Origin of the sequence: Herbiconiux dendrobii, assembly GCF_052048175.1 — a bacterium.
In the GTDB taxonomy this organism is placed as follows: domain Bacteria; phylum Actinomycetota; class Actinomycetes; order Actinomycetales; family Microbacteriaceae; genus Herbiconiux.
Genome location: NZ_JBLZQV010000002.1, coordinates 500,586 through 523,256 on the forward strand (window position 1 = coordinate 500,586; position 22,671 = coordinate 523,256).

The 22,671-nt window shown below is 69.6% G+C and carries 24 protein-coding genes; 21 read left to right on the forward strand and 3 right to left on the reverse strand.

What is annotated here, in order from left to right:
• The first annotated feature begins 1 nt into the window (after window position 1).
• From ACN4JJ_RS07280 to ACN4JJ_RS07310, 7 genes are all read left to right on the forward strand, one after another.
• Window positions 2-1,159, forward strand: coding sequence for a thiamine pyrophosphate-dependent enzyme (locus tag ACN4JJ_RS07280; RefSeq protein WP_440709245.1), 1,158 nt, complete (start codon window positions 2-4; stop codon window positions 1,157-1,159).
• Between the two features lie 92 nt (window positions 1,160-1,251).
• Window positions 1,252-2,211 carry an alpha-ketoacid dehydrogenase subunit beta gene (locus tag ACN4JJ_RS07285; protein WP_440709565.1) on the forward strand — a complete coding sequence of 320 codons (960 nt, stop codon included), beginning with the start codon at window positions 1,252-1,254 and terminating at the stop codon, window positions 2,209-2,211.
• Between the two features lie 19 nt (window positions 2,212-2,230).
• A complete protein-coding gene (locus ACN4JJ_RS07290; protein WP_440709246.1) occupies window positions 2,231-3,661 on the forward strand; it encodes a dihydrolipoamide acetyltransferase family protein in 1,431 nt (476 codons plus the stop codon).
• Between the two features lie 89 nt (window positions 3,662-3,750).
• On the forward strand, window positions 3,751-4,692 hold the full coding sequence (locus tag ACN4JJ_RS07295) for a metal ABC transporter solute-binding protein, Zn/Mn family (RefSeq protein ID WP_440709247.1): 942 nt from the start codon (window positions 3,751-3,753) through the stop codon (window positions 4,690-4,692).
• A gap of 51 nt (window positions 4,693-4,743) precedes the next feature.
• Window positions 4,744-5,628: a metal ABC transporter ATP-binding protein gene (locus ACN4JJ_RS07300; protein ID WP_440709566.1), complete on the forward strand. Its 885-nt coding sequence runs from the start codon at window positions 4,744-4,746 to the stop codon at window positions 5,626-5,628.
• The gene (locus ACN4JJ_RS07305) at window positions 5,625-6,503 is read left to right on the forward strand and encodes a metal ABC transporter permease (RefSeq protein ID WP_440709248.1); all 879 of its coding nucleotides are present in this window, start codon (window positions 5,625-5,627) and stop codon (window positions 6,501-6,503) included. The genes ACN4JJ_RS07300 and ACN4JJ_RS07305 overlap by 4 nt, the downstream gene beginning before the upstream one ends.
• A gap of 58 nt (window positions 6,504-6,561) precedes the next feature.
• Window positions 6,562-6,954 (forward strand): Fur family transcriptional regulator, encoded by a 393-nt coding sequence (locus tag ACN4JJ_RS07310; RefSeq protein ID WP_440709249.1) that lies wholly within the window; start codon window positions 6,562-6,564, stop codon window positions 6,952-6,954.
• A gap of 9 nt (window positions 6,955-6,963) precedes the next feature.
• Here the strand turns inward: ACN4JJ_RS07310 and ACN4JJ_RS07315 are convergent, their stop codons facing one another.
• Window positions 6,964-8,244 (reverse strand): type II toxin-antitoxin system HipA family toxin, encoded by a 1,281-nt coding sequence (locus tag ACN4JJ_RS07315; protein WP_440709250.1) that lies wholly within the window; start codon window positions 8,242-8,244, stop codon window positions 6,964-6,966.
• A complete protein-coding gene (locus ACN4JJ_RS07320) occupies window positions 8,241-8,504 on the reverse strand; it encodes a helix-turn-helix domain-containing protein (protein WP_440709251.1) in 264 nt (87 codons plus the stop codon). The genes ACN4JJ_RS07315 and ACN4JJ_RS07320 overlap by 4 nt, the downstream gene beginning before the upstream one ends.
• A gap of 255 nt (window positions 8,505-8,759) precedes the next feature.
• Between ACN4JJ_RS07320 and rpmB the strand changes: the two genes are divergently transcribed.
• The 13 genes from rpmB (at window position 8,760) to ACN4JJ_RS07385 (ending at window position 20,270) form a co-directional block, all read left to right on the forward strand.
• Window positions 8,760-8,996 (forward strand): 50S ribosomal protein L28, encoded by a 237-nt coding sequence (gene rpmB / locus ACN4JJ_RS07325; protein WP_259525652.1) that lies wholly within the window; start codon window positions 8,760-8,762, stop codon window positions 8,994-8,996.
• The gene (gene rpmG, locus ACN4JJ_RS07330; protein WP_022897487.1) at window positions 8,996-9,163 is read left to right on the forward strand and encodes a 50S ribosomal protein L33; all 168 of its coding nucleotides are present in this window, start codon (window positions 8,996-8,998) and stop codon (window positions 9,161-9,163) included. The genes rpmB and rpmG overlap by 1 nt, the downstream gene beginning before the upstream one ends.
• 3 nt (window positions 9,164-9,166) lie before the next feature.
• Complete coding sequence (gene rpsN / locus ACN4JJ_RS07335; protein ID WP_440709252.1) at window positions 9,167-9,472, forward strand: 30S ribosomal protein S14; 306 nt, start codon at window positions 9,167-9,169, stop codon at window positions 9,470-9,472.
• A gap of 104 nt (window positions 9,473-9,576) precedes the next feature.
• Window positions 9,577-9,864: an HU family DNA-binding protein gene (locus ACN4JJ_RS07340; protein WP_066039861.1), complete on the forward strand. Its 288-nt coding sequence runs from the start codon at window positions 9,577-9,579 to the stop codon at window positions 9,862-9,864.
• 119 nt (window positions 9,865-9,983) lie between these two features.
• Window positions 9,984-11,969 carry a bifunctional copper resistance protein CopD/cytochrome c oxidase assembly protein gene (locus ACN4JJ_RS07345; RefSeq protein ID WP_440709253.1) on the forward strand — a complete coding sequence of 662 codons (1,986 nt, stop codon included), beginning with the start codon at window positions 9,984-9,986 and terminating at the stop codon, window positions 11,967-11,969.
• A gap of 115 nt (window positions 11,970-12,084) precedes the next feature.
• Window positions 12,085-13,242, forward strand: a complete 1,158-nt coding sequence (locus tag ACN4JJ_RS07350; protein ID WP_440709254.1) for an NAD-dependent epimerase/dehydratase family protein — start codon at window positions 12,085-12,087, stop codon at window positions 13,240-13,242.
• The gene (locus ACN4JJ_RS07355; RefSeq protein ID WP_440709255.1) at window positions 13,239-13,958 is read left to right on the forward strand and encodes a glycosyltransferase family 2 protein; all 720 of its coding nucleotides are present in this window, start codon (window positions 13,239-13,241) and stop codon (window positions 13,956-13,958) included. The genes ACN4JJ_RS07350 and ACN4JJ_RS07355 overlap by 4 nt, the downstream gene beginning before the upstream one ends.
• Window positions 13,959-14,043: 85 nt before the next feature.
• Window positions 14,044-14,688: a TIGR04282 family arsenosugar biosynthesis glycosyltransferase gene (locus ACN4JJ_RS07360; protein ID WP_440709256.1), complete on the forward strand. Its 645-nt coding sequence runs from the start codon at window positions 14,044-14,046 to the stop codon at window positions 14,686-14,688.
• A 14-nt stretch (window positions 14,689-14,702) separates the two neighbouring features.
• Window positions 14,703-16,073 carry a molybdopterin-dependent oxidoreductase gene (locus ACN4JJ_RS07365; protein ID WP_440709257.1) on the forward strand — a complete coding sequence of 457 codons (1,371 nt, stop codon included), beginning with the start codon at window positions 14,703-14,705 and terminating at the stop codon, window positions 16,071-16,073.
• On the forward strand, window positions 16,073-16,537 hold the full coding sequence (locus ACN4JJ_RS07370; RefSeq protein WP_440709258.1) for a hypothetical protein: 465 nt from the start codon (window positions 16,073-16,075) through the stop codon (window positions 16,535-16,537). Before ACN4JJ_RS07365 ends, ACN4JJ_RS07370 begins: the two co-directional genes overlap by 1 nt.
• 2 nt (window positions 16,538-16,539) lie before the next feature.
• Window positions 16,540-17,943 carry a glycosyltransferase family 87 protein gene (locus ACN4JJ_RS07375; protein ID WP_440709259.1) on the forward strand — a complete coding sequence of 468 codons (1,404 nt, stop codon included), beginning with the start codon at window positions 16,540-16,542 and terminating at the stop codon, window positions 17,941-17,943.
• Window positions 17,944-18,022: 79 nt separating this feature from the next.
• Complete coding sequence (locus ACN4JJ_RS07380) at window positions 18,023-18,700, forward strand: hypothetical protein (RefSeq protein WP_440709260.1); 678 nt, start codon at window positions 18,023-18,025, stop codon at window positions 18,698-18,700.
• A 130-nt stretch (window positions 18,701-18,830) separates the two neighbouring features.
• A complete protein-coding gene (locus tag ACN4JJ_RS07385) occupies window positions 18,831-20,270 on the forward strand; it encodes an anthranilate synthase component I family protein (RefSeq protein WP_440709261.1) in 1,440 nt (479 codons plus the stop codon).
• On the opposite strand, the gene ACN4JJ_RS07390 is transcribed toward ACN4JJ_RS07385, so the two are convergent.
• Window positions 20,248-21,276, reverse strand: coding sequence for a hypothetical protein (locus ACN4JJ_RS07390; RefSeq protein WP_440709262.1), 1,029 nt, complete (start codon window positions 21,274-21,276; stop codon window positions 20,248-20,250). The two genes, ACN4JJ_RS07385 and ACN4JJ_RS07390, sit on opposite strands and share 23 nt — an antisense overlap.
• 58 nt (window positions 21,277-21,334) lie before the next feature.
• Here ACN4JJ_RS07390 and ACN4JJ_RS07395 point away from each other — a divergent pair, with 58 nt between their 5' ends.
• Window positions 21,335-22,624, forward strand: coding sequence for an ATP-dependent DNA helicase (locus ACN4JJ_RS07395; protein ID WP_440709263.1), 1,290 nt, complete (start codon window positions 21,335-21,337; stop codon window positions 22,622-22,624).
• The last annotated feature ends 47 nt before the right edge of the window (window positions 22,625-22,671 follow it).

The window sequence follows — 22,671 nt, forward strand, 5'->3', positions numbered from 1 at the left end:
GATGGCCGACACCATCATCGCGAACCCCACCGCCGGGCCCGCCACCGAGGCCACGGTGCAGTTCCTGACCCCGGAAGGCGAGTTCGCGCCGAGCGAGAGCGCGGAGGAGTACGCCTCCTACCTCGATCGCCTCAGCCACGACGACCTGAGGCGGTTCTACCGCCACATGGCCGTGGTGCGCCGCTTCGATCACGAGGGCACCAACCTGCAGCGCCAGGGCCAGATGGCGCTCTGGGTGCCGAGCCACGGCCAGGAGGCCGCCCAGGTGGGCTCCGCCTTCGCCGCGAAGCCGCAAGACCACATCTTCCCCTCCTACCGCGAGCACGCGGTGGCCCATGTGCGCGGCATCGACCTGCTCTCGATCGTCGAGCTGCTGCGCGGCAACACGCACGGCGGCTGGGACCCGACCGACCCGGCCAACGGCAACTTCCACGGCTATTGCCTCGTCATCGGCTCGCACACGCTGCACGCCACCGGCTACGCCATGGGCATGCAGCGCGACGGCGTGGTGGGCACGGGCGACGACTCCGTGGATGCCGCCGTGCTCGCCTACTTCGGAGACGGCTCCACCTCGCAGGGCGACGTGAGCGAGGCCTTCGTGTTCTCGGCCTCGGCGCAGAGCCCGAACGTGTTCTTCCTGCAGAACAACCACTGGGCCATCTCGGTGCCGGTGTCGGTGCAGTCGCGCATCCCGCTCTACCTGCGCTCGCGCGGTTTCGGGGTGCCCAGCGTGCAGATCGACGGCAACGACGTGCTCGCGAGCTTCGCCGTCACCGCGAAGCACCTCGACGAGGCGCGCGCCGGGAACGGCCCGCAGTTCATCGAGGCGCTCACCTACCGCATCGGCGCGCACACCTCGTCCGACGACCCCAGCAAGTACCAGGATCAGGCGCTGTACGACTACTGGGTGGCGCGCGACCCCATCATCCGGTTCGAGAAGTACCTCCGTTCGCTCGGCGAGGGCGACGCGTTCTTCGCCGCGACCGCCGAGGAGGCCGACGACTTCGCGGCCGACATCCGGCACCGCACCCTGGCGCTCACCCCGCCGCCGGCCTCGATCATGTTCGACCACGTGTACTCCGAGCCGCACCCCGTGATGCAGGAGCAGAAGCTCTGGCTCGAACGGTACGAGGCTTCGTTCGAAGGGGACCAGGCATGAGCGTCACCGATCTGACCGGCACGGCCACGGCATCCGGGGCCGGCGCGCCCACGGCAGGCTCCTCCGGCTCCTCACGCGTGGAGGAGCTGCCGATGGCCAAGGCGCTGAACGCCGGGCTGCGCCAGGCGCTCGCCGACGACCCCAAGGTGCTGCTGATGGGAGAGGACATCGGCCGGCTCGGCGGCGTCTTCCGCGTCACCGAGGGCCTGCAGGCCGAGTTCGGCACGGATCGCGTCGTCGACACGCCCCTGGCGGAGTCCGGCATCGTCGGAACCGCGATCGGCCTCGCGCTCCGCGGCTACCGGCCGGTGTGCGAGATCCAGTTCGACGGCTTCATCTACCCGGGCTTCGACCAGATCACCAGCCAGCTGGCCAAGCTGACGAACCGCGGATCGGGCGCCTTCTCGATGCCGGTGGTCATCCGGGTGCCCTACGGCGGGCACATCGGAGCCGTCGAGCACCACCAGGAGAGCCCGGAGACGTACTTCGCGCACACCGCCGGCCTCCGCGTGGTGAGCCCGTCCACGCCGAACGACGCGTACTGGATGATCCAAGAGGCGATCGCCTCGAACGACCCGGTGATGTTCTTCGAGCCCAAGAGCCGCTACTGGCCCAAGGGGCCGGTCGACTTCGCCGGCACCGCGGCGCCGTTGCACGCCTCGCGCGTGGTGCGCACGGGAACGGATGTCACGCTGCTGGCCCACGGAGCCATGGTGAGCGTGCTGATGGCCGCCGCCGAGATCGCCGCCGAGGAGGGGGTGAGCGCCGAGGTCATCGACCTGCGCTCGCTCAGCCCGATCGACTACGGGCCGATCATCGAGTCGGTCACCAAGACCGGCCGTCTGGTCGTGGCGCAGGAGGCCCCCGGCTTCGTGAGCCTCGGCTCCGAGATCGCCGCCACCGTCTCGGAGCGCGCCTTCTACTCGCTGCAGGCTCCCGTGCTGCGGGTCTCCGGCTTCGACACCCCGTTCCCGCCCGCCAAGCTCGAGACGCTCTACCTCCCTGACGCCGACCGCGTCATGGAGGCCGTCGACCGGGTGATGGCCCACTAGGGCCAGGAGGAGACCTGCCATGACCAGCTCCCAGTTCCACCTCCCGGATGTCGGCGAGGGCCTCACCGAGGCCGAGATCGTCTCGTGGAAGGTCGCGCCCGGCGACACCATCGCGATCAATCAGGTGATCGTCGAGATCGAGACCGCCAAGTCACTCGTCGAGCTGCCCTCGCCCTTCGCAGGCACCGTCGAGGGCCTGCTCGTGGAGGAGGGCGCCACGGTCGACGTGGGCACGCCGATCATCACGGTGACGGCCACCGACGGCCAGGAGGCGCCGCCGGCGCCGGAGCCCGTCGACCGGCACGAGGCCGCCGCGTCCGGCGGTGCGGGTGTGGGCGGCGCGGCCGCTGCCGCATCCGTCTCCCCCGATCCCACCGCGGCCGCGACGCTCGCCGCCTCGGCGCAGTCGACGGCCGCCGCCGAAGAGAAGCCCGGAGCGGTTCTGGTCGGTTACGGCATCAAGGGGCATGTCTCGAGCCGGCGCACCGGCCGCAGCGGCGCCCGCGCCGCCATCCCGGCCATCGGTGAAGCGCCCGGCGCCGCCCGCCCGTCCACCCGTCCCGCGCGGGTGCCGCAGCCGATCGCGGGGCTGCCCGTCATCGCCAAGCCGCCCATCCGCAAGCTCGCCAAAGACCTGGGCGTCGATCTCAACGAGGTGGTCCCCACGGGCCTGATCGGCGACATCACGCGGGAGGACGTCATCCGGCACGCCGACCAGGCGAAGGTCTTCCACAACATCGAGACACCCCAGTGGGCGCCGGTGCGGGAGGAGCGGATCCCGGTCAAGGGCATGCGCAAGCAGATCGCCAAGGCGATGGTGGCGTCGAAGTTCACGGCGCCGCACGTCTCGCTCTTCGTCGACGTCGATGCCACGCGCACGATGGAGTACGTGAAGCGGCTGAAGACCTCGCCCGACTTCGTGGGCGTGAAGATCTCCCCGCTGCTCATCATGGCCAAGGCCATGATCTGGGCGGTGCGCCGGAACCCCATGGTCAACTCGGCCTGGACCGACAAAGAGATCGTCGTGCGCAACTACGTGAACCTCGGCATCGCCGCGGCCACGCCGCGCGGCCTGATCGTGCCGAACATCAAGGATGCGCAGGACATGTCGCTGCGCGAGCTCGCCGGCGCCCTGGAGCAGCTCACCATCACGGCGCGCGAGGGCCGCACCTCCCCCGCCGACATGGCCGACGGCACGATCACGGTCACCAACATCGGCGTGTTCGGGATGGACACCGGAACCCCCATCCTGAACCCCGGTGAGGTGGGGATCGTCGCGCTCGGAACCATCAAGCAGAAGCCCTGGGTGGTCGACGGCGAGGTGCGCCCCCGCTTCGTCACCACCATCGGCGCGAGCTTCGACCACCGCGTCGTCGACGGCGATGTGGCCAGCCGCTTCGTGGCCGACGTCGCCTCGATCATCGAGGAGCCCGCCCTCCTGCTCGACTGAGCCTCATTTCGCGGCGGTGCCGCACTGATTTTGAAAATCATTATCAATTAGCTACGGTGGAGCCGTCCCCGAAATAGACAGGCTCTTTCGTGAAATCACGCATTCTCCTCTCCGCCGCCGCCCTCGCCGCCTCGGCGCTCGTGCTGAGCGGCTGCGCGTCCGGCTCCTCGGCCGACGGTGCCGGCAGCAGCACCGGCGCGGCCTCCGCCAGCGGTGACGGCGTGCGCGTCGTCGCCTCCACCAACGTGTACGGCAGCCTCGCCGAGCTCGTGGGCGGCGACTTCGTCGACGTGACGAGCATCATCGACAGCCCCGACAAGGATCCGCACGAGTACCAGGCCGACGCGCAGAACCAGCTCGCGCTCTCGAAGGCGCAGATCGTGATCGAGAACGGCGGCGGCTACGACGACTTCATCGACACCATGCTCTCCGCCGCCGGCAACCCCGACGCGGTGGTGCTGAACGCCTCCGACCTCTCCGGCTACGACCAGGAGCCGGCCGAGGGGGAGTTCAACGAGCACGTCTGGTACGACTTCCCCACCGTGTCGAAGGTCGTCGACCAGCTGGTGGCCGAGCTCTCGGCGGCCGACCCGGCCGAAGCATCCGTGTTCCAGGCCAACGGCGAGAGCGTGCAGGCGCAGCTGGCGACCCTCGAGAGCACCGAGGCCGAGCTCAAGACCACCGCGGCCGGCACCGGAGTGGCCATCACCGAGCCGGTTCCGCTCTACCTGCTCGAGGCGATCGGTCTCGACAACAAGACTCCGGATGCCTTCAGCGAGGCCATCGAGGAAGACACCGACGTTCCCGCCATCGTGCTGCAGGACACGCTCGCCCTCTTCGACTCGAAGCAGGTCTCCCTGCTGGTCTACAACGCCCAGACCGGTGGCCCTCAGACCGACGCCCTGGTCGAGGCGGCCGACCAGAACGGCATCCCGGTCGTCGCCGTCACCGAGACCCTGCCCGACGGCGACGACTACTTCAGCTGGATGACGGCCAACCTGGATGCCATAGCCGAAGCGCTCGCCCAGTAGGGTTTCCCCGTGACCCGCAGCCCTCGACCCGAGTCGGCCGGTGCCCCCGTGGTGCCGGCCGATCCGGTGTTGTCGCTGCGCGGCGCCTCGCTCGCCTTCGGGGAGCGCACACTCTGGTCGGGGCTGGATCTCGACGTGCGGCCGGGCGAGTTCATCGCCGTGCTCGGGGCCAACGGATCGGGCAAATCGAGCCTCCTGAAGGTGATCCTCGGCCAGCAGCGGCTCTCCGGCGGCAGCATCCGGTTCCTCGGCGAACCGGGGCGGCGCGGCGACCGGCGGATCGGCTACGTGCCGCAGCAGAAGCTCGCCGACGACGGCACTCCGCTGCGCGCCCGCGACCTGGTCGCGCTCGGCCTGAGCGGCCATCGCTGGGGTATCCCCGTGCCCTCCACCGCCCGTCGTCGCGAGGTCGACGAGCTGCTCGCCGCGGTCGGCGCCACCGCCTACGCGAACGTCGGCGTCTCCACGCTCTCCGGCGGCGAGCAGCAGCGCATCCGGATCGGCCAGGCCCTGGCCGGATCGCCCCGCCTGCTGCTCTGCGACGAACCGCTGCTCTCTCTCGACCTCACGCATCAGCGTGCGGTGAGCGAGCTGATCGACCGGCAGCGCCGGGAGCGCGCGTTCGGCGTGCTGTTCGTGACGCACGACGTCAACCCGATCCTGAACATGGTCGACCGGGTGCTCTACCTGGCCGGCGGCGGTTTCCGCATCGGCACCCCCGACGAGGTGCTGCGCACCGAGGTGCTCAGCGAGCTCTACGGGTCGCGCGTCGACGTCATCCGCACCCACGGCCGCGTGATCGTGGTGGGCGCACCCGACCACGCGCACGTGCACGAAGACGAGCACGGGCCCGCGCACGGCCACGGCCTCTCCCACGAAAACGGCCACTCCTACGGGCTCGCCCCCGGCGCAGCCTCCGACGGGCGCCCCTCGTGAGCGGCGACTTCTGGTCGCAGATCTTCGACTTCACCGACTACGGCGAACTGCTCGTGCTGCTGCAGAACTCCATCATCGCGGGTGCCGTGCTCGGCGTCGTCGGCGGCCTGATCGGCGTCTTCGTGATGTCGCGGGACATGGCGTTCGCGGTGCACGGCATCAGCGAGCTCTCCTTCGCGGGCGCCGCGGCGGGCCTGCTTTTCGGCGTCGGCGTGGTGCAGGGTTCGATCATCGGATCGCTCGTGGCCGCGTCGATCATCGGCGTGCTGGGCTCCCGGGCGCGCGACCGCAACTCGATCATCGCCGTGCTGATGCCCTTCGGGCTGGGGCTCGGCATCCTGTGCCTGTCGCTGTATCCGGGGCGCTCGGCCAACAGGTTCGGCCTGCTGACCGGCCAGATCGTGGCCGTCGACGACCCCAAGCTCAACTCGCTGATCGCCATCTCGATCGTCGTGGTGCTGGGCCTGCTGCTGATCTGGCGGCCTCTCACCTTCGCGAGCGTGGATGCCGACGTCGCGTCCGCGCGCGGGGTGCCGGTGCGCGCCCTCTCCATCGTGTTCATGCTGTTGCTGGGGCTCGCGGTGGCGGTGTCGGTGCAGATCGTCGGATCGCTGCTGGTGCTGTCGATCCTCGTCACGCCGGCGGCGGCGGCGCTGCGCATCTCCTCGTCGCCGATCGCGGTACCGCTGCTCAGCACGCTGTTCGCGGTGGTGTCACTGGTGGGCGGCATCCTGCTGGCGCTCGGCGCCTCGGTGCCGATCAGCCCCTACGTCACCACCATCTCGTTCCTCATCTACCTCGTCTGCCGGCTGGTGTCGGCGGGCCGGCGTCGTCGCGGTCTCTCCGGACGGCGAGCGGATGCGGTGACCGCATGATCCCGGGCGGCATCCAGCCGTGCGGGCTAGCGTTGTACCGTTCGGGAAAGGGGTCGGCATGGTCGTGAAGCGCAACACCTGGCAGCGGGAGGCCGTGCGCTCGGCCCTCGGCACGCAGATGGGCTTCGTGAGCGCGCAGGGTCTGCACGCCTCGCTGGCGCAGGCCGGTTCGCATATCGGCCTGGCGACGGTCTACCGCGCGCTCGCCGACCTGGCGAACGAGGGCGAGGCCGACTCGCTGCAGTCGCCCGAGGGCGAGGCGCTCTACCGCGCCTGCTCGCTGGCGCACCACCACCACCTGATCTGCCGCAGCTGCGGCCTCACGGTCGAGATCGAGGCCGACGAGGTGGAGGAGTGGGCCCACCGCACCGCCACCCAGCACGGCTTCAGCCGCCCCGAGCACGTGGTCGACGTCTTCGGCTTCTGCTCGGCCTGCGTCCCCCCGCAGTAGTCCTGGCTCCTAAGCCAGCCGAGTGAGGCTCGGAAGCTTCGCGACGGCGTCGACGACTTCGTCGGCGATGCGTCGAGTGTCGGCATCGACATCCCCGAGTTCATCTCTGGCCTGTTCGAAAGCGCCCATCGCGTCATCGCGGATGCGTTCCAGTACTGCTTCTGCGTAGTCCGAATCGATGCCCAGCGTGCCCGCTGCCTTGACGATCTGCGTCAGTCCGATCGCCGAGAACCTGTACTCACCGCCGACCTGCATCGCCGAATAGGTCGTAGCCCCCGTGCGGTAGGGCGCGAACGTGAGCAGATCATAAAGCGGCGCCAGCAGTACTCGATCGCCCAGCAGGATGACCGAGTAGTTCTTGGCGTGAGCATCCGTGCACTCGAGTACGGTGTTGAAAACGAGCGCGTCGAAGAACGACCGAGCGGCCGCGGTGCGATCCGCGCTCACCGGAAGCGATCGGAACAGCGATGCGATCGCTCCGACCCCCGGGCCGCCATCGGATCGTTGGTACTTCTTCTGCGGAGGCACCGCCAGCGACTGGCACAGATCCTCTTGATGGATTCGCAGCCACCGGCCGTCGATGTACCTCCGATCGTATCGAGTGGTGACGAATGCGCGGCGCTCGCCGAAGGTGGCGAGCTCAGAGGTCGCGACTGTGAGCCCGAGGGCGGCTGCAGCTCTCATCGTGACGTGCTCGACGACATCGATACGCCGGAAGGACCCGGCCGCCGGCTTCAGAATGTGTGTGGTGGGCGTCGATCCGGATGGTCGCGCCCAGGATCCGTCGGGCATCCTGTGCAGTGCGATCTTGGGTTGGGCGCCTGCGAGGCTGAAGCGCTGGGTCAGTTCAGGCGACGGCAGTCCATCGCGATACTCCGAGACGACCGCATCGAGTTCCGCCTCGATCGCGGTTTCGTCCATCGGTTCGACCCCGCCGCGCGGCAGCACGGCGTCGGGGGCCGCTTCCCCCTCGGGCACCAGCTGAATCGCCCCGGCTACGTCGAGCCCGACGTTGCGCACCAGAGCGAACGGATTCTCGGGCGAGACGTCGAATTGCCGTCCGATCGCAGCCAGCGCTTCGTCGTTGTCGGGCAGCAGCCCGGAGAGGTAGGGGCGGATCGCGGAATTGCGGTGGTGAGCACGAGAGAGGGGCATCGAGAGCGATAGCGGCGTCGACGCGGTGTCATGACGATACGCCTCGTCGTAGTCGAAGCTCAGACCTCCACGTGCGGTCTGCTCGACCACTCCGCAGAACCGGCCATCCATGTAGACATCGAGTCGTTCGCTCATTCCGCACCCTCCTCGAAGAGGCGCCGCAGGAGGTCGTCGTTCGCGCCATCGCGCGCATCCGGGATGATGTCGATCGTCATGTCGAGCGCCGCCAAGACATCTAGCACACGGGCGAGGTCAACGTTCGGCTTTCCCTTCTCGAAGGCGACGAGCCACTCCCGCGATACGCCGGATCGTGCGGAGAGTTCGGCCTGGGTGAGTTCGCGCTCCAATCGGAGCTCGCGCACATAGCCACCGACTTGCCGGGCGGATTTGAACATGGGGCTCCTGTGGACGTTCGTGCACATCCGCGTATGTGGATGATCGTCCACATCGTAGCGTGTGGATGATCGTCCACACAAGAGCCCGCGCCCGACCTCGAGTTGCTGCAGGCGGCTGTCTGTCCTAAGCTACTCAGGTTGGGTGGAATCCTCCGCCCATTGCGAGCCTGCCCGGTTCGAGAGAATCGGTGGCGGGCTTGTCGACAAGTCATCTTGGGTGAGGCACTCGTCTCACGGTAACCAATGGAGGAAACAATGGCAGCAGTGTGCCAGGTGACTGGAGCCGTTCCCGGCTTCGGTCACAACATCTCGCACTCGCACCGTCGCACCAAGCGGCGCTTCGACCCGAACGTGCAGAAGAAGACGTACTACGTGCCGTCGCTTCGCCGTAACGTCACCCTGACCCTGTCCGCCAAGGGCATCAAGGTCATCGACGCTCGCGGCATCGAGTCCGTGGTCAAGGACATCCAGGCACGGGGGATCAAGCTCTAATGGCAAAGCAGCAGGACGTCCGTCCCATCATCAAGCTCCGCTCGACGGCGGGCACCGGTTACACCTACGTGACCAAGAAGAACCGTCGCAACGACCCCGACCGCCTCGTGCTGAAGAAGTACGACCCGGTCATCCGCAAGCACGTCGACTTCCGAGAGGAGCGGTAACACATGGCTAAGAAGAGCAAGATCGCCCGTAACGAACAGCGCAAGGTCATCGTGGAGCGCTACGCCGCGAAGCGCCTCGAGCTGAAGAAGGCTCTCGTGAGCCCCACGTCGACCGACGAGGAGCGCGAGACCGCTCGCCTCGGTCTGCAGAAGCTCCCCCGCAACGCCTCGCCGATCCGCGTGCGCAGCCGCGACGCCGTCGACGGACGCCCCCGCGGTGTGCTGACGAAGTTCGGAATCAGCCGTGTTCGCTTCCGCGACATGGCGCACCGTGGCGAATTGCCGGGCATTACGAAGTCCAGCTGGTAAATTACCCACGGTCGTACGACCAACAGCACTGGCCCTGGTGGCCGGGACCGTTCCTAGTAAACAGCTACAACTCGTAGCGAAAAGGTCCGAGGAGGACACCTTAAATGGCTGACAAGTCACTCAACAAGACCGAGCTCGTCGCAGCCGTCGCCGCCGCTTCCGGCCAGACGCAGGCTTCCGTCAACGAGGTTCTTGACGCTCTCTTCTCCACGCTGGCCGACTCGGTCGCTTCCGACACGAAGGTCACGATCCCGGGCTGGCTCGCTGTCGAGCGCACCTCGCGTGCCGCTCGTACCGGCCGCAACCCCCAGACCGGTGCCACCATCGAGATCCCCGCGGGCCACTCCGTGAAGATCTCGGCCGGCTCCAAGCTGAAGGCTGCCGCCAAGTAGTACTGCATTTCCGGAAGGGCGTCGACTTCGGTCGGCGCCCTTTCTGCATGCCGGGTGATGCCCGGGGCGACTTGCCGGCACCGGGCGGGGGTTCAGGATGCGGCGCGTAAAGTGGACGGGTGCTGAGAGTCGTGCGTGTCGCCGGGCCCGCCACCCTGGTGGCGGTGTCGGTCGTGGCACTGCTGGTGGCGCTGGCCATCGGCGGGGGCGCCGCACCCCAGCTGCTGGAAGACCCGGGTGCCGTCGTGCGCTTCGGACTGCCCATCTCGAGCATGCTCGTGAACATCTCGGCGGCCGGCATGATCGGCGCTCTCGGCCTGGTGCTGTTCGCGATCCCGCCGGGAAGCACGGCCTACGGTCGCGCGCTGGACGTGGCCGCCGGATCCGCGGCGCTGTTCACGGTGGCCGCCGCCCTCACCGGCTTCTTCAACTACCTCAGCGTCACCGCCCGCGCGCTCAGCTTCGACGACGCCTTCAGCCAGGGCCTCGGGCAGTTCCTCACCCAGATCGCGCTCGGCCAGGCCTGGCTGCAGACCACCCTGATCGGCGCGGTGCTCACCGTTCTCTGCTTCGCGGTGCGCAACCAGACGGCGCTCTTCTTCGTGGGCCTGCTCTCGGTGGTGGCGCTGATCCCGATGGCCCAGCAGGGCCACGCGGCCGGCGTCGACGGTCACGACGTGGCCATCACCGCCCTCGGCCTGCACCTCATCTTCGCCGCCGCCTGGCTCGGCGGCCTGCTCGTGATCGTGCTGCTCAGCCGTCAGCTCGACACCCCCCGCCTCGTAGATGTGGTGGCCCGCTATTCCAGCGTGGCGATCGTGTGCTTCGTGGTGGTCGCCGCATCCGGGTACGTCAGCGCCGAACTGCGGGTGGGCTCGCTCGACCGACTGACCACGCCCTACGGGCTGCTCGTGCTCGTCAAGGTGGGCGCGCTGATCGCGCTCGGCGTGTTCGGGGCGTTCCACCGGCGCTTCGTGATCCGGCGTCTGGAAGGCACCGGCAACCGTCGCCACTTCTGGTGGCTGGTCGTGGCCGAACTCGGCTTCATGGGCATCGCCACCGGTTTCGCGGCGGCGCTCGCCCGCACCGCGACGCCGGTGCCCGAGACCGTCGCCACCACGCAGACGGCCGCGCAGATCCTGACCGGATCGGTGCTGCCGCCCGAGCTGACGCCCGAGACGTTCCTGACGCAGTGGAACTTCGACCTGATCTGGGTGCTGGTGTGCGCCTTCGCGATCTTCTTCTACCTGGCCGGCGTCATCCGTCTGCACCGGCGTGGCGACCGGTGGCCGTGGTACCGCACGGTGCTCTGGATCGCAGGCATCCTGCTGCTGTTCTACGTGACCAACGGCGGCCTCAACGTCTACGAGAAGTTCCTGTTCAGCGTGCACATGGCCGGGCACATGACGCTCAGCATGATGGTGCCGCTGCTGCTCGTGCCCGCCGGGCCGGTGACGCTGGCTCTGCGGGCCGTCCGCAAGCGGAACGACGGCACGCGGGGCATCCGGGAGTGGATCTTGCTCGGGGTGCACTCGAAGGTGGCCACCGTGATCGCGAACCCGATCGTGGCCGGGGTGCTCTTCGCCACGAGCCTGGTGGCGTTCTACTACACGCCGCTGTTCCGCTGGGCGACCGAGAACCACATCGGGCACGAGTGGATGATCGTGCACTTCTTGATCGTCGGTTACCTGTTCGTGCAGGCGCTGATCGGCATCGATCCGGTGCCGTACAAGCTGCCGTATCCGTTCCGGTTGCTGCTGCTGCTGATCACGATGGCCTTCCACGCCTTCTTCGGGCTCGCGCTGATGGGCGGCAACGGGTTGCTGCTGGCCGACTGGTTCGGCGCCACCGGGCGCGACTGGGGACCGAGCGCGATCGTCGACCAGCAGAACGGCGGCGGGATCGCCTGGAGCATCGGCGAGGTGCCGACCTTCATCCTGGCGCTGATCGTCGCCGTGCAGTGGAGTCGCAGCGACAAGAAGGAGACCAAGCGCCGCGACCGCAACGCCGATCGCACGAACGAGGCCGAGCTCGGCGAGTACAACGCGATGCTCGAGCGCCTGGCCTCCCGCGACAGCACTGGAGCGCCCCCCGCCTCCCGCTGATCCCGGCTCGAGCCCGCCTCCCGGCAGGGCGGGGGTGCGGGCAGTCGGATGCGCGCGGCGCTCCGAATGCTCTGTGCCGGGCCCGCTTTCGGGCGGGCGGGAGGAGACTGGCGTCATGGGTTCTGAGGGAAAGACGGGCGCGCAGGCCGAATCGGTTCCGGATGCCCGGCCGGGCCGGCTCCTCGTGACGGGCGGCGCCGGTTTCATCGGATCCGAGATCGTGCGGCAGGCGCTCGACGCCGGCTGGGATGTGCGGGTGCTCGACAGCTTCCGCGACGACGTGCACGCCGACTGGGCGGACGCTTCTGCGATCGACCCGCGGGTGGACGTGGTGCGCGCCGACGTGCGCGACGCCGCGGCCGTGGCATCCGCTCTGCAGGGCGTCGACGCGGTGAGCCACCAGGCCGGCAAGGTGGGGCTCGGGGTCGACTTCTCGGATGCGCCCGACTACGTGGGGTCGAACGAGCTCGGCACGGCGGTGCTGCTGAACGAGATGGCCCGAGCCGGCGTCGACCGCCTTGTCTTCGCCTCGTCGATGGTGGTCTACGGCGAGGGACGCTACGTGAGTTCGCGTGGGGCCACCCGTCCGGCTCCGCGGCGACGGGCCGACCTCGACGCCGGGCGTTTCGATCCCCGTGACGAGCTCACCGGTGAGGCCCTCTATCCCGAGCTGATCGACGAGGGCTCGTCGCTGGATCCGCGCAACGTCTACGCCACCAGCAAGCTGGCGCAGGAGTTCCACTCCGCCGCCTGGGCCCGCAGCACGGGGGGCCGGGTGGTGGGGCTCCGGTACCACAACGTCTACGGCCCGGGGATGCCGCAGAACACCCCCTACGCCGGTGTGGCGTCCCTGTTCCGCTCGGCGCTCGAGCGTGGCGAAGCGCCGCGCGTGTTCGAGGACGGGCGCCAGCGCCGCGATTTCGTGCACGTGCGCGACGTGGCCTCGGCCAACCTCGCCGCGCTGGCCTGGACGGCCGATGCGTCGCCCGAACGCGTCGAGATGCTCAATGTGGGCAGCGGCGTCGTGCACACGATCGGCGACATGGCCGAAGCGCTCAGCCGGGCGTTCGGCGGGCTGGATCCCGTGGTGACGGGCGAATACCGCCTGGGCGACGTGCGGCACATCACCGCCTCGTCGGCGCGCATCCGTGAGCTGCTCGGCTGGTCGGCCACGGTCGACTTCGAGGCCGGTGTGCGCGGGTTCGCGGCCGCTCCCCTTCGGGCCGCGGTGTCGCCATCGCCCGAGGCTCTGCGAAGCCCGGTGCCGGCATGAGCGCGCCGCTGGTGGACGTGGTGCTGCCCTGCCTGAACGAAGAGGGCGCCCTGCCGTGGGTGATCGGGCGCCTGCCCGAGGGCTACCGGGCGATCGTGGTCGACAACGGATCGACCGATCGTTCGGCCGAGATCGCGCGCGCGGCCGGCGCGCTGGTGGTGACCGAGCCGACACGGGGGTTCGGCTCGGCCGCCCACGCGGGACTGCTGGCCGCGACCGCGCCGATCGTGGCGTTCTGCGACGCCGACGCCTCGATGGACCCCGCTGAACTCCCCCGTCTGGTGGCGCCGATCACCGCGGGCACCGCCGGGCTCGTGCTCGGCCGTCGCCGCCCCACCGCCCGCGGCGCCTGGCCGCTGCACGCCCGCTTCGCCAACCGGGCGCTGGCCTTCCTCATCCGCCGCCGCGCCGGCATCCGGGTGCACGATCTCGGCCCCATGCGCGCGGCACGACGCGAAGACCTGCTCGCTCTCGACCTGCAGGACCGCCGCAGCGGCTACCCGCTCGAGATGCTGCTCAAGGCGCACGCCGACGGCTGGACGGTGCGCGAGTACGACACCGCCTACAACCCGCGGGTGGGCCGCTCGAAGGTGACCGGCACCATCCGGGGCACCATCACGGCCGTGACGGACATGTCACGCCTGCTGCGCGACGTGCAGCGCCAGGACGGTTCCTCTGCGGCCGCAGAAGCGGTACGTTCGCTGAACGTCGTCTGAACAGAGCGATCCGATCCGACTCCCGCGCCGAATGCCCGGTACGACCTCGAAGTCGCACACAGCAGCACCGAACGAGGGACCCATCATGCTCACCATCGTCGTCATCGCCAAGGAATGCATCCCGGGCAAGGTCAAGACGCGTCTGCACCCGCCGTTGAGCTACGAGGAGGCCGCCGAGGTGGCATCCGCCAGCCTGACCGACACCCTCGAGACGGTGCGCTCGCTGCCCTTCACCCGCCTGGTGCTCGCTTTCGACGGCGAGAACGTGCCCGTCGAGGCCCACGGCTTCGAGGTGCTGCCGCAGATCGCCGGAACCCTCGACCAGCGGCTCGCCGCCATCTTCGACACGATCGAGGGACCGATGGTGCTGATCGGCATGGACACCCCGCAGGTGAGCCGTGCCTCGCTGGAGAGCGTGCTCACCGGATGGCGCCCGGATGTCGACGCCTGGATGGGCCCGGCCTCCGACGGCGGCTTCTGGGCCCTCGGGATGCGCGACCCCGACGGCTCGCTCATCCGGGGCGTCCCGATGTCGCGTGACGACACCGGCGCGCTGCAGCTCGAGCGCCTGCACTCCGCGGGCCTGACTGTGCGGCTGCTGCCCACGATCAACGACATCGACACGATCGACGACGCCCTGGACGTGGCCGAACTCGTGCCGACGAGCCGCTTCGGCCGCGCCTTCCGCGCGATCAGCCGCCGCCTCGTGGCCGAACACGCCACGAGCTGAGGCGGGGCTCGCTCATGCGGCGCCTGCTCTCGGAACTGCAGCGGGTCGTCGCCGCGCCCTCCCGCAACCCGCGGATGGCGGTGGTGCTCGGCCGGCTGCTGGCCATCGCCTTCCTGCTCTGCTTCGGCACCGGCCTGTACAGCCACTTCCTGCAGGAGCCGCTGCCCTGGATGCGGTTCCCCACCCGGCCCGAGGGGCTCTACCAGCTCACCCAGGGCATCCACATCACGGCCGGGATCGCCTGCTTCCCATTGATCCTGGGAAAGCTCTACACCGTCTTCCCGGAGCTGTTCCAGACGCCGCCGCTGAAGGGCTTCGCGCATCTGCTGGAGCGCGCCTCGATCGCAATCTTCGTGGGCGCCTCGCTCGTGCAGATCACGATCGGCCTGCTCAACACCTACCAGTGGTACCCGTGGCCGTTCGGCTTCCGCGAGGTTCACTTCGCGCTCTCGTTCGTGGTGATCGGCTCGCTCGCCATCCACATCGCGGTGAAGCTACCGGTGATCGCGCGGTTCTGGACGAAGCGCCGGGCCGAGTTCGCCTTCGCGGAGGATGCCGCCGGAGCCGGAGCCGGAGCCGGAGCCGGAGCCGGAGCCGGAGCCGGAGCCGGAGCCGGAGCCGGAGCCGGAGCCGGAGCCGGAGCCGGAGCCGGAGCCGGAGCCGGAGCCGGAGCCGAGACCGAGCCTGAGCCCGGGGCGCTCGCGGACAAGACGGCGACGGATGCCCGCCCCGTCGGGGGTGTGACCGGCCGCGTGCTGCGCTGGATCGACGACACCCCCGCCCCGGAGCCCGTCGCCTCACGCCGTGGCTTCCTCGGGGTGATCGGCTTCTCGACTCTGGCCGTGGTCGTGCTGACCGCCGGCCAGTCCTTCGCCTTCCTGCGCCCGTCGAACCTGTTCGCGCCCCGCGCCCAGGGCGTCGGCCCGCAGAACCTGCCGGTGAACCGCACGGCCGAGGCCGCCCAGGTGACCGTGTCGGCCGTCGCGCCGAACTGGCGGCTCTCGGTGCGCAACGGCGAGATGCAGCTCACCCTCACCCGCGACGAGCTGCTCGCCCTGCCGCAGACCGCGGTCGACCTGCCGATCGCCTGCGTGGAGGGCTGGAGCCAGACGGCGTCGTGGCGGGGCGTGCGGGTCAAGGATCTCGCGGCCGCCGTCGGGGCCTCCCAGGATCGCGCCCTGCGCATCACGAGCCTGGAGAAGGAGGGCGGCTACCGCGTGACCACGATGGGGCCCGAGTACGTCGGTGACGACAGCACCCTCGTGGCCCTCGAGCTGAACGGGGAGACCTTGGACCTCGACCACGGCTATCCGGCGCGCATCATCGCGCCCGGGCGCCCCGGGGTGCTGCAGACCAAGTGGCTGAGCTCGCTGGAGGTGCTGTGATGAGGATCATCCGCATCGTCCTGCTGGTCGTCGGCGTTCTCGGCCTGCTGCTCGGCGCGCTGGTGCTGCTGATGAAGCAGGATCCGGCGCAGATCGTGGGCGTGGGCGTCTGGATGATCGGTGCCATCGTGCTGCACGACGCCATCCTGTCGCCGCTCGTGGTGGGGGCCGGCATCCTCGTGCGCAAGACGGGGCGGCGGCTTCCCTACGGTCTCCTCGCGATCGTGCAGGCCGGAGTCGTGCTGGCCGCCATCCTGGGCCTGATCGTGGCCCCCGAGATCTACGCCAAGACGCTCGGCGTGGCGAACCCCACCGTGCTCCCGCTCGACTACACGCTCAACCTCGTGCTGACCTGGGCCGCGGTGGCGGTGCTCACGGTGGCCTGCTGCGTGCTGTACCTGGCCCGCGCACGGCGCCGGGCATCCGCAACCGCTCCCGCGCAGGCCGTGACGCGCGAGGATTAGGCGTGCGCATCATCCTCACCGCCGTGCTGCTGGCGGCGCTCGCCGTGCTGACCTGGCTCGGCGTGACCACGGTCGGCTTTCTCGACCCGTCCGACTCCGGCGGCCTGGTGTGGTTCGCCCTCGCCTCCTGGGCCGTGTTCGCGGCAGCGTTCCTCGCGCTGCGGGGGGTGCGCAGCGGCCGCTCCGCCGTGGTGCTCGTGCTGGCCGGCTCCCTAGCCCTGGGCGCCGCAGCCCTCGCAGGCCCGCCCACCACCAGCACCGACTCCGCCCGCTACGCCTGGGACGGCATCGTGCAGAGCGCGGGCCACTCCCCCTACGACCACACCCCCGCCGACCAGGCCTACGAGAGCCTGCGCCCCGACTGGCTCTACCCGGCGACGATCCCGGATGCCGAGGGCCGCCCCCAGTGCGCCGACGAGGGCGACCGCATCTCCCGCACCCTGAACGTGCCCGGCTTCACGGTGCTGTGCACCACCATCAACCGCCCTCAGGTGCCCACCATCTATCCGCCGGCCGCCGAGCTGTACTTCGCGGGCGTGCGCGCGGTCGTGCCGGCCGAGGCCGCGTACTGGCCCCTCCAGGCGTCGGGCCTCGTGCTCTCGCTGGGCGTGACCGGCCTGCTGCTGCTCGCCCTGCGCCGGCGCGGCCTGGATCCGCGGTGGGCCGCCCTCTGGGGCTGGTGCCCGTTCGTGCTCTCGGAGGCGGTCACCAACTCGCACGTCGACGTGCTGGCGGCCCTCCTGGTGCTCGCGGCGAGCATCCTGGTCGCCACCGGGCGCCGGCTGCGCGGCGGCATCGCCCTCGGCGCCGCCATCGCCGTGAAGCTGATCCCGGTGATCGCCGCGCCCGCTCTGCTGCGCAAACAGCCGTGGAAGGTCGTGGTCGGCGCCGTGCTCACCTTCGCCGTGCTTTACGTGCCGTACGTGCTGCTGAGCGGGGTCGGCGTGATCGGCTATCTGCCCGGCTACCTCTCCGAAGAGGGCTACGACGACGGATCGCGCTTCGCGCTCGTGTCGCTGCTGTTCCCGGGCGGCGCCGCACTCTGGGCGTCGGCGGTGCTGCTTCTCGCCGTGGCCGTCGTGGTGTGGCGGCGCACCGATCCGGAGTCGCCGTGGCGCGGGCAGCTGCTGATGATCGGGGCGACCCTGCTGATCGTCACCCCGCACTACTCCTGGTACGCGCTGCTGCTCGTACCCTTCGTGGTGATGACCGGGCGCTGGGAGTGGCTCGCCGTGCCGCTGGCCCTCACCCTGGGGCTGCTGCTGCCGGAATTGTGGATCGCGCGGCTCAGCCTGGTGGGCGCGATCGTCGTCATCGCGGGGTTCTGGATCGTGCGTCACCGCCTGCAGATCCGCGGAACCACGCGGAACGACCGGCGAAACCTGAGTTTCTCCTGGCAGCCGTGAAAATCGCACCCACCCAATTGCGGGGGTGCGCCGAACTCTTAGTGTCCAGCAAGCACACCAAACACTAAGGATCACGACCATGCGCAAGATCACGAAAGCAACCCTCGGCCTCGCCACTGCTGGCCTCCTCGCCTTCGGCCTCGGGGCCTGCGCGTCGGGCAGCAGCGACAGCGGTTCGTCCAGCTCCGAAACCTCCTCGTCGGCCAGCGCCACGCCCGAGCCCATCGCCTCGATCGCCAGCCTGACCGGCGTCGACACCGAGGTCACCGTCGACGCGGGCTTCCTCGACGCCCTCACCTCGCTCGGCCTCACCCCCGGCGTGGTCGGCACCGCCACCCTGACCGACGGCGTTCTGGCCTTCCCGATCACCGGCGGCAACGTCGACTACTACGACCCCGAGCAGAGCTACCGCCCGTACGTGCAGGGCAGCATCGAGCACGAGGGTTCCGGCCTGTCGCTGACCGCCGGCGGCACCACCGTCGAGCTGACCAACTTCACCATCGACCCCGGAACCTCCAAGCTCTACGGTGACGTCGCCGCCAACGGCGAGTCGGTCGTGAAGCAGGCCTTCCTGTTCGACCTCGACGGCTCGACCCTGAAGCCGCTGCAGACCGAGGGCGACACCGCCATCCTCGAGGGCACCACGGTTCACGTCTCGGCCGACGCCGCCGACCTGCTGAACGCCACCTACAAGACCGACGCGGTCAAGGAAGGCCTCCTCGTGGGCGTCGCCAAGATCACGGTCAACACCAAGTAACACCGGTACCCTGCAACACCGCTTCACCTGAAGCGCAGAAGGCCCGGCATCCTCGTGATGCCGGGCCTTCGCTGTGCCCGGCGCCGTGCCCCGGTGCGGCGGGCGGCGAGGCTGCGGCTACCATCGAGGGATGTCGTCGAGGCTGCTGTCGCTCCGGGTCGAGACGGACCTCACGGCGTCGGACGCGTTCGCGGCTCTCTACGGCGATCGCGGAGACGTGTTCTGGCTCGACGACCCGAGCGGCTGGAGCTACATCGGGTCGGGGGCGCCGTGGTCGCCCGAGGGGCCCGTCCTGCCGGCGCTGCGGGCAGAGCTCGAACGGCAGGCGTGGGGCGAGGGGTACGCGACCGGCGGCATCGGTGAGTCCGGTGACTCCGGTGATTCCGACGACCCCGCGCGGTCCGGGATGCCGGGCTTCCAGCTGGGGCTGATCGGCTGGCTGGGGTACGGCCTCGCCGCCGAGACGATGGGTCTTCCGGGGATGCCCCGGTCGCGGCATCCGGAGGCCGCCTTCCTGCGGGTCGACCGGGCCGTGGCGTTCGCACCCGACGGATCCGCGGTGCTCCTGGCCACCGGCGGCCCCCAGGCCACGAAGGAGCGCTGGGGCGCCGAGCCCGCGGCCTGGCGTGCGCACGTGCTCCGGGTGCTCGGCGGGCGGGCTCCCACGATCACCGTGCCGACCGAGGATGCACCACTCGCGGCCCGATGGCTCGACGACCGCGGCTCCTACCTCGCCAAGGTGCGCGCCTGCCAGGAGGCGATCGCCCGCGGTGACGCCTACGTGCTGAACCTCTCGACCGAGATCGCGGTGGACGCGGCTCCGGATGCGCTGGATCCGCTCGCGGTGCACCGGCGGTTGCGTGCGCTCTCGCCCAGCCATCACGCGGCCTACCTGCGGATCGGCGACGTGGCGCTGATCAGCTCCTCCCCCGAGACCTTCCTCGAGGTCGACCCGGCGGAGCGCGTCGCCCGCACGCACCCGGTGAAGGGCACCCGTCGGCGCTCGGCCGATCCGCTCACCGACGACCGGCTGCGCGACGAGCTGCTCGCCAGCGAGAAGGAGCGGGCCGAGAACGTGATGATCGTCGACCTGATGCGCAACGACCTGGCGCGGGTGGCCGAGCCGGGCGGCGTGGAGGTGGAGCGCTTGCTCTTCACCGAGACCTACCCGCAGGTGCATCAGCTCGTCAGTAGTGTGCGGGCGCGGCTGCGGCCGGAGACGGATGCGGCAGACCTGCTCGAGGCCGTGTTCCCGGCCGGCTCGATGACCGGGGCGCCCAAGCGGAGCGCGGTCGGCATCCTGAACGGGCTGGAGCAGCGCCCGCGCGGTCTCTATGCAGGCGCTTTCGGCACGTTCGGCCGGGACGGCCGGATCGACCTGGCGATGTCGATCCGCTCGATCGTGGTCGACGCCCAGGGCGCCACGATCGGCGTCGGCGGGGGGATCACGGCGCTGTCCATTCCCGAAGAGGAATACGACGAGGTGCAGCTGAAGGCCGGCGCCCTGCTCCGGGCGCTGGGCGCCGCATCCGCCCCGGTCGCCGACGCTACGTGCGCGGAGCGAATGTGATCGATCCGTCGGGCTGGATCGTGACGGTGAAGGTGACCGCGTAGGGGATCGATTCGTCGCGGGCCGAGACCGTGCCGTCGAAGAGCGAGCGCACCTGCACCGAGACATGGGCGCTGCCCGAGGCGTTCGGCACCACCCAGCTGTCCTGCCCGGCGATCAGGGTGAGCTGCGGGTAGCTCTCGATCGACCACTGCGGTTCGGTGGTGATGCGGTCGTTCACATCGAGACCGAAGGGGCAGCCGGGCGGGTACAGCAGCGGCTGGGCGGCGCAGTCGTCGAGGAAGCCGTCGACGGCATCCTGGACCGCCTGGAGGAACCCGGTGGTGGGCTGCACGTCGACGATGGCCGTGATCGAACTCGAGGCGGTGGTGGCGGTGAGGCTCACCGGCACGGCACCGAGGTACTCCGAGGAGTGTGAGAGCTCGGTGAGGCTCGGCACGAGCACCGTGTACGCCCCGCCCGAATGGAACGCCGAGGGGTCGTCGAGGGCGATCTGCGAGTCGCCGGCCGTGAACGAGGCCGCGTGCGACACCGTCACCGTGGCGGTCGCCGTGGGCGAGCGCTGGAACGACCACTGCGGGAAGACCAGCCAGCTGGAGCCGGTCTGCACCACGTCGAACTCGGACTGCGCGGGCACCTTGAGCCCGTTCGCGCCCTCGAGGAGGTAGGAGTAGACGATCCGGTGCCGGTCCGACGCGATCTCGGTGTCGCTGACCAGCTGGATGTCACGCAGGTCGCTCATCGCGGCCGTCGAGATCAGCGACGCGGATCCGGTGCCGGCCTCGTCGGGACCGATGTCCAGACCCGGTGTCGCCAGCACCGCGCCCAGATCGCGCTGCGCGAGCGCATCCAGGTAGATGCGCACGAAGGCCTGGGCGCTGTAGACCTCGCGGTTCAGGATGCCCACGGCCGAGATGAGGGCGGCGACCGTCAGCAGGAACAGGCCCGTCCAGATCACGATCGAACGATGCAGCGCCGTGCGCCTCTCGTCGTCGGCCGAGCTCATGTGCACAGTTTAGGCGGGAGGCCCGGGAAGGCCCCTGGCCGCCGGGTACATTGGGGTGGTGTCCCGTCCTCCGCTCTCCGCCGAACAGCAGCGGGTGTTCGAGCTGATCGAGGGCACGCGCAAGCACGTGTTCGTCACGGGTCGGGCCGGAACGGGCAAGTCGACCCTGCTGAACCACCTCTCCTGGAACACCGAGAAGCAGCTCGTGATCTCGGCTCCCACCGGCGTCGCCGCGCTGAACGTGGGCGGGCAGACCATCCACTCCCTCTTCCGGTTGCCGATCGGAGTGATCGCCGACCACGACATCGAGCAGAACGCCGAGGTGCGGAAGCTGCTCAACACCATCGACACGCTGGTGATCGACGAGGTCTCGATGGTGAACGCCGACCTGATGGACGCGATCGACCGCTCGCTGCGCAAGGCGAGGCAGCGGCGGGCCGAGCCCTTCGGCGGCGTGCAGGTGGTGCTGTTCGGCGATCCGTACCAGCTGGCGCCGGTTCCGGGCGACGGCGAGGAGCGGGCCTACTTCGCCGACCACTACCGCTCGATGTGGTTCTTCGACGCGAAGGTGTGGGAGGAGGCGGAGCTCAACATCGTCGAGCTCACCGAGATCCACCGGCAGAGTGACGACCAGTTCAAGTTCATGCTCAACGCGGTGCGCTTCGGCATGGTCACCAAGGAGATCGCCGACGTGCTGAACAGCACGGGTGCCCGTACGCCGCCGGACGACGGGCCGATCACGCTCGCCACCCGCAACGACGCCGTCAACCGCATCAACCAGACGGCCCTCAAGAAGCTCCCGGGCCGGATGCTCAGCGCCAAGGCCGAGATCAGCGGCGATTTCGGAGGGCGGGCCTATCCGGCCGACCTGAACCTCGAGCTGAAGGTGGGCGCGCAGGTGATGTTCCTGCGCAACGACGCCGACCAGCGCTGGGTGAACGGCACCGTCGGCACGGTCACGAAGATCGACTCCACGGTGTTCGTGGAGGTCGACGGCGAGGTGCACGAAGTGGATCCGGTGGCCTGGGAGAAGCACCGCTACTCCTACGCGCCCGAGTCGAAGCAGCTCTCCAAAGAGGTGATCGGCGAGTTCACGCAGTTCCCGCTGCGGCTGGCCTGGGCGGTCACCATCCACAAGTCGCAAGGTCAGACGTACGACTCGGCCGTGGTCGACCTCGGCGCGCGGGTGTTCAGCCCCGGCCAGACCTACGTGGCGCTCAGCCGGCTGACCTCCCTCGAAGGCCTCTACCTCACGCGCCCGCTGCGGCCCTCCGACATGATCGTCGACCAAGACGTGCTGAAGTTCATGAGTTCCAGGGCCCGCCGGCCCGCTCCGCCTGCCCCTTAAGGGGGGAACGCGCAGCCGGATCTCAGGGCTGGCCAGCCGATACCCTT